Source organism: Verticiella alkaliphila (genome assembly GCF_018904615.1).
Taxonomy (GTDB): domain Bacteria; phylum Pseudomonadota; class Gammaproteobacteria; order Burkholderiales; family Burkholderiaceae_B; genus Verticiella; species Verticiella alkaliphila.
In genome coordinates this window covers 1-11,676 of sequence record NZ_JADCNH010000035.1, presented here as the reverse complement: position 1 = coordinate 11,676, position 11,676 = coordinate 1, and the positions used below count along the sequence as shown (strand labels likewise).

Here is an 11,676-nt window from a genome sequence, read left to right as displayed (position 1 = left end):
TGAGGTAGGATGCGACGCCCCGCAGGCATGCGGGCCTGAGCCGGCAGCTGCCGACGCTCGTCGCCAAAGCGGCGAGTATCGCATGCTTTGCGACGGCAGCCGTTGCTGCCTCACTCCTATGTCTCACCTCGCGCCATGATCGCTTCGCCCTTTGCTCCGCCATTCGATGGGTTCGCCACGCCCGCTGGCTGGACCGCCGGCCCCTTGCCGGGCACCGCCACGCGCGAGGTGGCGGGTCCGTCGGGCGCGTGCCGCCTGACCCTGGCCTGGCCGGCAGGGCAGGCACCCGCACAGGGGTGGCCTTTGCTCGTCATGGCCGAGGACGCCCATCTGGAGATGGCCCGCGCGCTGGCCTGGCACCACGCGGGCGCCCCCAAGGCGCGTCTGGCCGTGCCTGGCGTGATCCTGGCGATTGGCTACGTGGGGCCCTCGCGGCGTGAGCATGATTTCACGCCGGGTGGCGTGGAAGGGGCGGCGGGGTCGGCACGCCCGGCAGATGTGATGTCGGGCCCGGGTGGCGCGCCCGCTTTCCTGGCATGGATTGCCAATGAGGTCCTGCCACTGGCGCATGCCGCGTTGCCCCTGGACAGCACCCGCCGCACGTTCGCCGGCCACTCCCTGGGCGGGCTGCTCGGCCTGCAATCCTGCCTTGCACAGCCGGGTCTCTTCGCCACGTACCTCCTGTCGAGCCCCTCCGTGTGGTGGGGTGAAGGCCGCGCGGCGCAGTTGGCCGCGGCCGCCGTGGCCGCACCGGTGGCGGGCCTCGATGCGCGTGTCTGCTTGACCGTGGGCGAATACGAACAGGCGCTGTCCCCCGACGAACTCACCTGGCCCGACCGCGAGCGCATCGCCGCCCAGCGCCAGGGCCGCGCCATGGTGGATCGCATGCGGGCATTGGCGGCCGTGCTTGCCACCGTGCCAGGCGTGCGGCTGGACTTTCGCGTGATCGCGGCGGAGACACACCGCTCGGTGATCCCGCGCGCGCTGGATCTGGGCGTGCGCGTGGCGTTCGCGCCACTGCCCGTGGGGGGCGAGAAATAGCGATGATGGAACCGGGTCGTCTTGGTGCCAGGGCAGCACGGTCGATCAGTAGGCGCGATTCGGTCAGTTGCCGCCGGTGGTCGCTTGCACGAGGCTCATGCCGGCCGCGCGCGCAACAGCGCAAGCCAGCAGCCACCCGCCAGCACCAGCGCAATGCCCGCCCACACGGCCGGCGTGAGCGGCTCGTGGAAGAACACGGCACCTGCCAGCGCGCCGTAGACGACCCAGGTGTATCGCACGGGCCCGACCACACTGGCGTCGGCCACGCGGAACGCCCGGATATTGCAGTACTGCGCCGCGATCGCCAACGGGCCGAGCCCGAGGAAGGCGATGAGCCAAGGCCATGGCAGCGAGACCCAGGTGAACCACGCGGGAATGCTGAGCAGCAACGCCCCCAGCACGTTGACCGAGAGCAGGACGATCAACGCGCGTTCAGACCGGGCAAGCGCCTTGAGCAGAATGCTCTCGATGCCCACGAGCAGGGCACCTACCAGCGCGACGCCCGCAGGGAGCGCGAAGGCGGGATCCCAACCGCCGAAAGCTCCCTGGCTCGCCACGACGGCCAGCGCGCCGATCATGCTCAGGCCGATGGCCAGGGCCTGCCGCACACTGATGCGCTCGCCCAGCACGAACAAACCGAGCAGCACGATGAAAAAGCCGTCGAGCAGACCGATGGCGCTGGCCGAAGCCACTGGCATGTTGCTCGCGGCATACACGGCGCTAGAAGCGCCGAACGCACCCGCGGCCGCCCGCCCGATGTGCAGCGCAGGCCGCGAGGCGAAGCCGATGCCGGACAGGCCGCCACGCGCCATGAGCAACGCCAGTGTCGTGATCGTTCCCCCCACGTAGCGCAGCCACATCACCTGCATCGCGGCGGCCCCGGTGCCGCTCAGCTTGGCGGCCACATAGGTGAAGGTGAAGATGCCGACGGCGGCGAGCGCCCAGAGGACGCCGGGAAGATTGTTCTGATGGGGGTGGGCAGGAGACGCAGAAGACACGAACGAGAGCACGACAGGAAGAGGGCGGCGGGCGAGCCAATATGACATCGAGCCGGTGCCGCCGGGGATGCAAGCATAGCCCGAGGGCGCCTGAGCCGCCGGAGCAGTGGATGTCGACGAGCGCGACAACTGGGCGGCTCACTTACAACATTCCGCTTTTACCATCCACTTGGATGGAATAAAGTGGAGCCCATGCCGCCCAGAACCCCCCATCTCCAGCCAGTCGCCAAGCCTGCCGACGAGAAGATCACCATCAATCTCGGCTGTGTCGATCTCGGCCAGATCGACCTGCTCGTGCAGGAAGGCTTCTACGCCAACCGCACGGATTTCATCCGTACGGCCATCCGCACCCAGTTGACCAGCCACGCCGACGTCGTCCGCCAGGTGGTGTCCCGCAAGATGCTGGTGCTGGGCATCCAGCATTTCAGCGCGAGCGATCTGCAGGCCGTGCAGGACGCCGGGGAGACACTCAACATCCGCGTGCTGGGTCTGGCATCGCTGGCCCCGGACGTCACGCCGGAACTGGCGCTGGCCACCATCGAGTCCCTGACGGTGCTGGGCGCGCTGCATGCCAGCCCCGCCGTCAAGGCCGCGCTCGCCACCCGCATTCGCTGAATGCCTCTTTCCGCAGAGCCCGCCATGTCCTTCGATCTTCAGCACGTCATGCAGGAAGCCACGCGCCTCACGCGCGCGGGCGATCTCACGGCGGCCACCGCCGCCATTCAGGCCGCCTTGCGCGGCCAGCCCCTCTCGGCTGAGGCGTCTCCTGCCGCAGCCGCCGCATCAGCCGCCACCTCCCGTCGTCCGGTGGAGGCGGATGTTATCGACGTCGAGGTCCGCGACGTCCGAGCCAATGGTGAGCCGTCCGCATCCCGCGCGGCTGGCGCGACAGGCCGCGGACGTCCCACGCCAGCGCACGCCCAAGCCGGCGGCACGGATCGCGCTTCGGATCACGTCGACGCTGCCGCCGCGCAGTCCACCCAGAACGACGGCGAAGACGAGGCGATGGCGACCGATCCGCCGAACCACTCAGCGCGTAGCGAGCGCCGAGTGCCAGGCATTGACTTGGGCCATCTCGCCGCCTCGCTGACAGCACAGCTCGGCAGCCTGTCCCAGGCGGCAGGCAGCGCCATGCCCGCAGCCCACAGCGTGGCTCAGGCCGTCCACGATCCGCGATTCGTGCGTGGCACCTTCACCCAAGGCGGCGACGCCCGCGACTACAAGCTCTATGTGCCCGAGGGTGCGGGTGACCGGCCGCTGCCACTGATCGTGATGCTGCACGGTTGCACCCAGGATCCCGATGACTTCGCCGCCGGCACCCGCATGAACGCGCTGGCGGCCGAACAAGGCTTCGTCGTGTTGTATCCCGAGCAGTCGACGCGGATGAATCCGCAGCGCTGCTGGAACTGGTTCAAGCACACGCATCAGCAGCGTGGCCGCGGTGAGCCAGCGCTGATCGCTGGCATGACGCAGGACGTGATGGCACGCTACGGCATTGATCCGGACCGCGTCTACGTGGCAGGCCTCTCGGCCGGCGGGGCCATGGCTGCGATTCTGGGCGATACGTATTCCGAGCTTTTCGCCGCTGTGGGCGTGCATTCCGGCCTGGCCAGCGGCACCGCCACGGATCTGCCCTCGGCGCTGGCGGCCATGCGCAGCGGCGGCGCGGGCAGCAAGGCCGCGTCGGGCGTGCCCACCATCGTCTTCCATGGCGACGCGGACGCCACGGTGCATCCCGCCAACGGACAGCACGTCATCGCCGCCAGCGTTGGCGACCAGGCGACGATGTCCAGCGACGCGGTTCAGACAACCGGCGGCCTGCGCAGCACCCGACGCGTTTACCGCGTGGACGATCACGTGGTCGCCGAGCATTGGCTTGTGCATGGCGCCTCGCATGCCTGGTCGGGCGGCAGCCCTCAAGGCTCGTACACGGAATCGCGCGGGCCTGATGCAACCCGAGAAATGCTCCGGTTCTTCCGGGAGCACGTCCGCTCAAAGGTGTCTGTGGACTGAGCGCATGCGGGACGTCGAGCACTTGGATGTTCCTCAACCAACCCCGCGCAGGGCATGCAGGTGGGCGGGGCCCATCGGCCGGGCGTGTGGGGTGAGTGCCAGGGCAAATCGCATGATGGCGCGCTCGCAGGCCTGAGCCTGAGGCCCGCGTCCAGCCGGCGTCTTTAGTCCGCCAACTGGGCCGGCGCTGCTAATCGCCGCCGCCCTCTGAAGAACTGCCAGGCCAACCGCGACGCCTGCGGCCCGTGCGCTGCGTGGAAAGCGATCGCATCGTCGCCACCCGACCAGGCATGTCCCAGCCCGGGAATCAGGCACACCCGCAGGCCAAGGCGCTTGCCCACGGCGTAGTCATGCCGCTGATACTCGCGACGCGTGCCGGCGCCCACCACCCGCACATCGGCATCGACCTCACCAAATCCGTTGAGCATCGCGAACTGCCGCGCGAGGCCCGCGGCATTGCGTACGTCCACCGCCTTGTCGTCCGTGCCATGCAGGACGAGGGCAGGCACCCCGTCACGCAAAGCCAAGGGTGCCGCCATGGCGGCATCGATGACCGGCAGAGACACGCCCGCGCCCCGACGCATGGTGCGGATGCCCCCCAGCGCCGATTGCGCCGCGCCCAGCACCGGGCCTGAGTGCAGCGCGACCGCCGCGAAGAGATCCGGGTGCCGCAGCGCCAGCAGCGCCGCCATACCAGCCCCCGCCGACAACCCCGCCACATAGACCCGCGTCGAATCCAGCGCCAGACGCGCCACCTCACGTCGCACCATCGCAGCGATCAGGTCCGCCTCCGCCAGCCCATGCCGGGCGTCAGGCTCGAACCACCGCCAGCAGCGCTGCGCCTGGCGGCTGACCGCCTGCTGCGGGTACAGCACGGCAAAGCCCCGCTCCTCGGCCACCGCGTTCATGCGGGTGCCCAGCGCGAAGTCCGTGGCCGTCTGCCGACAGCCGTGCAGCATGACGACGAGGGGGAGGCCTGGCGTGGGTGCCGAGGCGGGCAGATAGCGAAACGCATCGAGCCGGTTGCCCGATTCGCGCAACTGGCTGGGCTCCCAGCGGCCGGGGCCCAGGCGGGCAGTGCCCAGGGGCGGGCGCGGGTTGGCCTGCCGGGCCGCGGCGGCCTTGCGCGAGCGCTCATCGGCTGACGTCGCGGCCCGCTTGACCGCCTTTTTTCCCGCAGCCACGTTAGCCGTGGTGACGGCAAGCCAAGCTTTCTGCTGACGCCGGGCCAAACGGACAGCTTGCTGCAGCAGCGGCTTGAAGGGGGCGCGGCGCATCGGGCGGGGTTAGCTCCAAAGGGAACCAAAGAGTAGCAGCTTCATGCTGCGATGCAGCAAGTGGCGCGCCCGCGCTTAGGCTGCAGCCCACACTTCGTAAAGCGTGACCACCGTGCTTTGCATGGCAGACCGGGCTATACTTTCGAAGCTACCAGTCTGTTGACTGGTCTAAACGAAGTGGGAGGCAAATATGAACGTGGAAATCGGTTCCTTCGAAGCAAAGACGAAGTGGTCCGAACTGATTCGCGGCGTTCAGGCGGGGATGCGTTACACGATCACGATGCGAGGTCAGCCAGTAGCCGATCTGGTGCCCAGCGCTGGCAGTGCACAGAAAGATCCCGAGGCGGCCGTTGCCGACATGCTTCAGTTCATGCAAGCGGTGGAGCCCGATCACGATCTCAACCTGAAAGCTCTGGTCGACGAAGGACGCGCCTGATGTTCGTGCTGGATAACTGCGTCACGATGTGTTGGGTGCTCAACGATGGCAACGATGGAAACCGGGGCTACGCTGAGCGCGTGCTCCGGAGACTGATGACTGGAGAGGCTGTTGTGCCGTCAATCTGGGGGCTTGAAGTCGGCAATGTCCTGGCTAAGTCGGAGGCTCGGGGTCTGATCACCGAAGCACGCTCCCAAGGATTCTTGTCAAAGTTGGAGCGGTTATCGATCTCAAGCGACAGTGAATCGCAGGATCGTGCATTCAGCGACATCTTGAATCTCGCCCGCCGCTACAAACTGTCGACGTACGATGCCTCCTATCTTGAACTGGCGATACGAAGGCAGATTCCGCTCGCCACGGTGGACAAGGATCTGGTCAAAGCGGCTCGGTTGGCAGGCGTCTATCTGGAAGTTTGATTGAATGATTCACCGGTAAGAGCGACGTGGCGAAGAAAAAAGCGAGAGAGGCAACAGGAGAACCTGCCAGAACTGAACCTCGGCATTTCTTCGTTGGGGCAAATGCTAGAGAAGTTGGGACGTGAAAGTGCAAGACTCCACGACAGCTTCGACATGGACCATGTCCTCAACTTCGCATTCACGGCCCATCATCTGTACTTCGATTGGGTGCGCAGAGTCGGACAGGATGAGATGAAGGCCCGTCAAGCTGCCATGCCACCCGATGCGAAGGCTGTGCTTGATGTCATGCGAGATATCGCGAACGGGTCCAAGCATGCGATTCTGAACAGGGACTTGGACAAAATTGTCGTTCGCAGATTCGAGCAGGACCGAATTCAGGACTGGCACGACTACTTTTTCGCTCCTCCCGGCGTCGTGACATTCGGCATGCCCGAGGACCCCCATGACTACGTTGCGTCCGTGCGGGATCTCGCTCCTACTGTTTTGGCCTATTTGCGCTGGGTGATTGAGGGGCCGCCGCATCCCGCGCCCGAAACTCAGAGACAGGCTTTGTTGTCGTTCAAACAGCAGTCTCCTAAGCCGTGACGCAATGAAAAAGCCACCGCGAAGGTGGCTTTCTCGACAAGGCTCTGGCTGGAACTCAGCGCTGGGTGACCATCAAACGTCGATATTCCCCGCCGACAACGCAAACGCCTCAATAAACGCCCGGCGCGGCTCCACCTGGTCCCCCATCAGCGTCGTGAAGATCTCGTCGGCCGCGATGGCGTCTTCGATCTGCACGCGCAAGAGGCGGCGCACGGTGGGGTCCATGGTGGTTTCCCACAGCTGGCTGGCGTTCATCTCGCCCAGGCCCTTGTAGCGCTGCTTGGTGATGCCGCGTTCGGCTTCGCTGCGCAGCCAGCGCACGGCTTCGCCGAAGCTCGTGATGGGGGCGGAGCGTTGCTTCTCGCCTTCGCCGCGCTGGATGGTGGCGCCGGCCTGGATGAGGCCGTTGAAGGTCTGCGCGGCGTGGCGCAGGGCAGCGTAATCGGCGCCGGCGACGAAGTCGGCGTCGATCACGGAGGTGCGCACGTTGCCATGCAGCTTGCGCTGGACGAGCAGGCGGTGCTTCTCGCTGGCGTCGTCGTAAACGGCTTCGACATGCACGGCCGTCGGGTCGAGCGGGTCGTGCAGGGCATCGGCCAGGATCTTGGCCGACGCCTGGGCGGTGGATTCGTCATCGAGCTTGATCTCGATGCCCTGGAGCACCGCGCGCAGTGCGTCGCCGTCGAAGCGGCGGGTGAGACGCTGCACGATGGCATCGGCCACGTTGTACTGGCGCACCAGATCGGTCAGCGCATCGCCCAGGATCGGGGTGGCGCCTTCCTGCGGCACGAGTTCGGCACCGCGCAGCGCGAGCTGCATCATGTACGCCGTCTCTTCCTGGTCGTCCTTGAGGTAGATCTCCTCGCGGCCGGCCTTCACGCGGTAGAGCGGCGGCTGGGCGATGTAGATGTGGCCGCGGGCCACCAGCTCGGGCATCTGGCGATACAGGAGCGTGAGCAGCAGGGTGCGGATGTGCGCGCCGTCCACGTCAGCATCGGTCATGATGATGATGCGGTGATAGCGCAGCTTGTCGATGTTGAAATCCGCAGGGCCGATGCTGGTGCCGAGCGCCGTGATGAGCGTGGCGATCTGCTCGCTGGAGATCAGGCGGTCGAAGCGCGCACGCTCCACGTTCAACACCTTGCCGCGCAGCGGCAGGATGGCCTGGAACTTCCGGTCGCGGCCTTGCTTGGCGGAGCCACCGGCCGAGTCACCCTCGACGATGTAGAGCTCGGAGAGCGCCGGATCCTTCTCCTGGCAATCCGCCAGCTTGCCAGGCAGGCCAGCGCCTTCCAGCACGCTCTTGCGGCGCGTCATCTCGCGCGCCTTGCGGGCGGCTTCGCGGGCGCGGGCGGCCTCGACGATCTTGCCGCACAGCGCCTTGGCGTCGACCGGGTGCTCCAGCAGCCAGGATTCCAGCGAGCGCGCCACGGCGTCCTCGACGGCCGGACGCACTTCGCTGGACACGAGCTTGTCCTTGGTCTGGCTGGAGAACTTCGGCTCGGGCACCTTCACCGACAGCACGCACGCCAGGCCTTCGCGCATGTCGTCACCCGTGGTGTCGACCTTGGCCTTCTTGGCGATCTCGTTGTCGGTGATGTACTTGTTCAGGATACGCGTCATGGCCGCGCGCAGGCCGGTCATGTGCGTGCCGCCGTCGCGCTGCGGGATGTTGTTGGTGAAGCACAGCACGTTCTCGGAGTAGCTGTCGTTCCACTGCAGGGCTACATCCACTTCGACCGGCACGCCACCGGCGGACGATTCCGCGTTGACGTGGAAGATGGTCGGGTGCAGCACCGTCTTGCTGCGGTTGATGTACTGCACGAAGCCCGCGGTGCCGCCGATGAAGGCGAAATCCTCGGTCTTGTCCTGGCGCTGGTCGACGAGCTTGATCGCCACGCCGTCGTTCAGGAACGACAGCTCGCGCAGACGCTTGGCGAGGATGTCGTAGTGGAATTCGATGTTGTTGAAGATGACCGGATCGGCCAGGAAGTGCACCTCGGTGCCCCGCTTGTCCGTGTCGCCCACCACCTTCAGCGGCTCGACGCGCTCGCCCTGGCGGAACTCCATGTGGTGGACCTTGCCATTGCGGCGGATCGTGAGGCGCAGCCATTCCGACAGCGCGTTCACGCACGACACGCCCACGCCGTGCAGGCCGCCGGACACCTTGTACGAGTTCTGGTCGAACTTGCCGCCGGCGTGCAGCTCGGTCATGACGATCTCCGCGGCGCTGCGCTGGAATTCGTCGTCCTTGTGGATGTCGGTCGGGATGCCCCGGCCGTTGTCGGTGACGGAGATCGAGTTGTCCGTATGGATGGTGACGACGATCTCGTCGCAATGCCCGGCCAACGCTTCGTCGATGGCGTTATCCACCACCTCGAACACCATGTGATGCAGGCCGGTGCCGTCCGACGTGTCCCCGATGTACATGCCGGGACGCTTGCGCACGGCCTCCAGGCCCTTGAGCATCTTGATGGAGTCGGCGCCGTAGTCGGGCTGGTTGTCTTGCGGTGCGGTCATGATCTACCTTGAGTCTGGTCCGGCGGGCGGCAAGCGCCCGGCGCGCCGGCGCGGCAGAATGCCGCGCTCAGGCGGCGTCCCGGCACGCGCCGGAACGCGTCGCTGCCTAGCGTCAGATGCGCATCGGCATGACGACGTACTTGAAGTTTTCGTCGTCGGGCAGGGTGATGAGAGCGGACGAGTTGGCGTCGCCCATGGACACGGTGACCCGGTCCGTCTTGAGGTTGCCGAGCACGTCGAGCAGGTACGTGACGTTGAAGCCCACGTCCAGCGGATCGAAGTTGTAGAGGATCTCGAGTTCTTCCTGGGCTTCTTCCTGCTCGGCATTGCTGGACGAGATGCGCAGCACGTGGTCCGCGAGCTGCATGCGCACGCCCTTGAACTTGTCGGTCGTGAGGATGGCGATACGCTGCAGGGTGCGCAGGAAGTCCTCGCGCTCCAGGTCGAATTCCTTGGTGTAGCCCGACGGGATCACCCGGCGGTAGTCGGGGAACTTGCCCTCGACGAGCTTGGAGATGAACTCCACCTGACCGAAGCGGAAACGGATCTGGTTGCCGGCGACATCGATGCCGACGGGCTCGTCCGTGTCTTCCAGCAGGCGCAGCAGTTCCAGCACCGTCTTGCGCGGGATGATCACATCCTGGCGTTCGGCCAGCGCGGCCTCGGTGGTGACGGCGTGGAACGCCAGACGGTGACCATCCGTGGCCACGGCGCTTGCCTGGTTGTTCTCGAACACCAGCAGCATGCCATTCAGGTAGTAGCGGATGTCCTGCACGGCCATGGCGAAGTGCACCATGTTGAGCAGCTGGCGCAGGGATTTCTGCGGCAGCGTGAGGCTCGCGTTCCAGGATTCCGGCTGGGCCACCGTGGGGAACTCGGCCGCGGCCAGCGTCTGCAGGGCGAAGCGGCTCTTGCCGGCCGTCACGGTGAGCTTGTTGGCGGCGTGCGAGAGCACGACGTCGCTGGTGTCGGGCAGGGCGCGCAGGATGTCCAGCAGCTTGCGCGCCGCAACGGTGGTGGCTTCCTGCTCGGGACCGGTGCCGAAGTCCGCATGCGTCGTGATCTGGACTTCGATGTCGGTCGCGATGAAGGACACGCGCTCGCCGTCCTTGCGCAACAGCACATTGGCCAGGATCGGCAGGGTGTGACGCCGCTCCACGATGCCGGCCACGGTGGTGAGCGGCTTCAACAGCGCGTCGCGCGATGCTTTGACCAGTTGCATGTTCATCCTTTCAGGGTTTGTTCCAACACGTGCAGATTGTGGTTCAGTTCGGCCTGCTTCGTCCGGGCTTCGGTGATCTTGCGCACCGCATGCAGGACCGTGGTGTGGTCACGGCCACCGAACAGGTCGCCGATTTCCGGCAGGCTCTTCTGGGTGAGTTCCTTGGCGAGATACATCGCGATCTGGCGGGGCAGGGCGATGTTGGCCGGACGTCGCTTGGAGTACATGTCCGCCACCTTCATCTTGTAGAAGTCGGCGACGGTCTTCTGGATGTTCTCCACCGTGAGCTGGCCGTTGGACACGGACAGCAAGTCCTTCAGCGCTTCCTTGCAGACTTCGACCGAGATCGGGCGGCCATGGAAGCGCGCGTAGGCCAGCACCTTGCGCAGGGCGCCTTCGAGCTCGCGCACGTTGCTGCGCAGATGCTTGGCGATGAAGAAGGCGACTTCCTCGGGCAGGGGCACGCCTTCGCTCTCGGCCTTGCGGATCAGGATCGCCACGCGCATCTCGAGCTCGGGCGGTTCGATCGCGAGCGTGAGCCCGGAGTCGAAGCGCGAGATCAGGCGCTCGTCGATACCCGCGAGTTCCTTCGGATACGTGTCGCTCGTGATGATGATCTGACGGCGTTGCTGGACGATGGCTTCGAAGGCGTAGAAGAAGAGCTCCTGCGTGCCGTCCTTGCCCGAGAAGAACTGGATGTCATCGATCAGCAGCAGATCGAGCGAATGGTAGTAGCGCTTGAATTCGTCGAACGACTTGCGGTGGTACGTCTTCACCACGTCCGAGACGAACTGCTCGGCATGGATGTAGCGCACCCGCGCGTTGGCGTTGCCGGCCACCAGCGAATTGCCGATGGCATGGATCAGGTGGGTCTTGCCCAGACCCACCCCACCGTACAGGAAGAGCGGGTTGTAGGACGTGCCCGGGTTCTCGGCCACCTGCAGCGCGGCTGCGCGCGCCAGCTGGTTGGCCTTGCCGGTCACGAAGGTCTCGAACGTGAGCTCGGCGTTCAGGCGCGAGCGTTCGTAGATGAGATTGGCATCGGTGCCGGGCGCGGGTACCGGCTCGCCCAGCGCGGCCGGCATAGCCGCCGCGCCCTGCATGGCATTGCACAGGAAAGTGCGCAGTCCAGAGACTGGAGCCTGGCTGCCATCCGCCGCACGCTCAC

11 protein-coding genes are annotated in these 11,676 nt (G+C 66.1%); 6 read left to right on the top strand and 5 right to left on the bottom strand.

Features of this window, described 5'->3' with window-relative positions; translation table 11 throughout:
- Window positions 1–135: 135 nt before the first annotated feature.
- Complete coding sequence (locus IMZ29_RS17760; protein WP_216186575.1) at window positions 136–1,041, top strand: alpha/beta hydrolase; 906 nt, start codon at window positions 136–138, stop codon at window positions 1,039–1,041.
- A 95-nt stretch (window positions 1,042–1,136) separates the two neighbouring features.
- On the opposite strand, the gene IMZ29_RS17755 is transcribed toward IMZ29_RS17760, so the two are convergent.
- Window positions 1,137–2,087, bottom strand: a complete 951-nt coding sequence (locus tag IMZ29_RS17755; RefSeq protein WP_216186572.1) for a DMT family transporter — start codon at window positions 2,085–2,087, stop codon at window positions 1,137–1,139.
- A gap of 144 nt (window positions 2,088–2,231) precedes the next feature.
- On the opposite strand from IMZ29_RS17755, the gene IMZ29_RS17750 reads away from it, so the two are divergent.
- Together IMZ29_RS17750 and IMZ29_RS17745 are read left to right on the top strand one after the other, a co-directional pair.
- Window positions 2,232–2,654 (top strand): ribbon-helix-helix domain-containing protein, encoded by a 423-nt coding sequence (locus IMZ29_RS17750; RefSeq protein WP_216186570.1) that lies wholly within the window; start codon window positions 2,232–2,234, stop codon window positions 2,652–2,654.
- Between the two features lie 24 nt (window positions 2,655–2,678).
- A complete protein-coding gene (locus IMZ29_RS17745) occupies window positions 2,679–4,052 on the top strand; it encodes an extracellular catalytic domain type 1 short-chain-length polyhydroxyalkanoate depolymerase (RefSeq protein ID WP_253207225.1) in 1,374 nt (457 codons plus the stop codon).
- Window positions 4,053–4,216: 164 nt separating this feature from the next.
- On the opposite strand, the gene IMZ29_RS17740 is transcribed toward IMZ29_RS17745, so the two are convergent.
- On the bottom strand, window positions 4,217–5,329 hold the full coding sequence (locus IMZ29_RS17740; protein WP_216186568.1) for an extracellular catalytic domain type 1 short-chain-length polyhydroxyalkanoate depolymerase: 1,113 nt from the start codon (window positions 5,327–5,329) through the stop codon (window positions 4,217–4,219).
- Window positions 5,330–5,519: 190 nt separating this feature from the next.
- On the opposite strand from IMZ29_RS17740, the gene IMZ29_RS17735 reads away from it, so the two are divergent.
- From IMZ29_RS17735 to IMZ29_RS17725, 3 genes are read left to right on the top strand one after another with little or no spacing between them, the layout of a single operon-like run.
- Window positions 5,520–5,765 carry a type II toxin-antitoxin system Phd/YefM family antitoxin gene (locus IMZ29_RS17735; protein ID WP_216186566.1) on the top strand — a complete coding sequence of 82 codons (246 nt, stop codon included), beginning with the start codon at window positions 5,520–5,522 and terminating at the stop codon, window positions 5,763–5,765.
- The gene (locus IMZ29_RS17730; protein ID WP_216186564.1) at window positions 5,765–6,181 is read left to right on the top strand and encodes a type II toxin-antitoxin system VapC family toxin; all 417 of its coding nucleotides are present in this window, start codon (window positions 5,765–5,767) and stop codon (window positions 6,179–6,181) included. Before IMZ29_RS17735 ends, IMZ29_RS17730 begins: the two co-directional genes overlap by 1 nt.
- Window positions 6,182–6,766, top strand: a complete 585-nt coding sequence (locus tag IMZ29_RS17725; protein ID WP_216186562.1) for a hypothetical protein — start codon at window positions 6,182–6,184, stop codon at window positions 6,764–6,766.
- Window positions 6,767–6,838: 72 nt separating this feature from the next.
- Here IMZ29_RS17725 and gyrB read toward each other — a convergent pair whose 3' ends face one another.
- The 3 genes from gyrB to dnaA form a co-directional block, all read right to left on the bottom strand.
- Window positions 6,839–9,286: a DNA topoisomerase (ATP-hydrolyzing) subunit B gene (gene gyrB / locus IMZ29_RS17720; RefSeq protein ID WP_216186560.1), complete on the bottom strand. Its 2,448-nt coding sequence runs from the start codon at window positions 9,284–9,286 to the stop codon at window positions 6,839–6,841.
- A gap of 112 nt (window positions 9,287–9,398) precedes the next feature.
- Window positions 9,399–10,508, bottom strand: a complete 1,110-nt coding sequence (dnaN, locus tag IMZ29_RS17715; RefSeq protein ID WP_216186558.1) for a DNA polymerase III subunit beta — start codon at window positions 10,506–10,508, stop codon at window positions 9,399–9,401.
- 2 nt (window positions 10,509–10,510) lie between these two features.
- On the bottom strand, window positions 10,511–11,676 hold a 1,166-nt coding region (gene dnaA, locus IMZ29_RS17710), incomplete at its 5' end, for a chromosomal replication initiator protein DnaA (protein ID WP_216186555.1).

What these genes read in the sequence shown, in the direction of transcription:
- IMZ29_RS17760 (WP_216186575.1), top strand. Translation starts at nt 136, where the DNA reads ATGATCGCTTCGCCCTTTGCTCCGCCATTCGATGGGTTCGCCACGCCC.
- IMZ29_RS17755 (WP_216186572.1), bottom strand. Translation starts at nt 2,087, where the DNA reads ATGTCATATTGGCTCGCCCGCCGCCCTCTTCCTGTCGTGCTCTCGTTC.
- IMZ29_RS17750 (WP_216186570.1), top strand. Translation starts at nt 2,232, where the DNA reads ATGCCGCCCAGAACCCCCCATCTCCAGCCAGTCGCCAAGCCTGCCGAC.
- IMZ29_RS17745 (WP_253207225.1), top strand. Translation starts at nt 2,679, where the DNA reads ATGTCCTTCGATCTTCAGCACGTCATGCAGGAAGCCACGCGCCTCACG.
- IMZ29_RS17740 (WP_216186568.1), bottom strand. Translation starts at nt 5,329, where the DNA reads ATGCGCCGCGCCCCCTTCAAGCCGCTGCTGCAGCAAGCTGTCCGTTTG.
- IMZ29_RS17735 (WP_216186566.1), top strand. Translation starts at nt 5,520, where the DNA reads ATGAACGTGGAAATCGGTTCCTTCGAAGCAAAGACGAAGTGGTCCGAA.
- IMZ29_RS17730 (WP_216186564.1), top strand. Translation starts at nt 5,765, where the DNA reads ATGTTCGTGCTGGATAACTGCGTCACGATGTGTTGGGTGCTCAACGAT.
- gyrB (WP_216186560.1), bottom strand. Translation starts at nt 9,286, where the DNA reads ATGACCGCACCGCAAGACAACCAGCCCGACTACGGCGCCGACTCCATC.
- dnaN (WP_216186558.1), bottom strand. Translation starts at nt 10,508, where the DNA reads ATGCAACTGGTCAAAGCATCGCGCGACGCGCTGTTGAAGCCGCTCACC.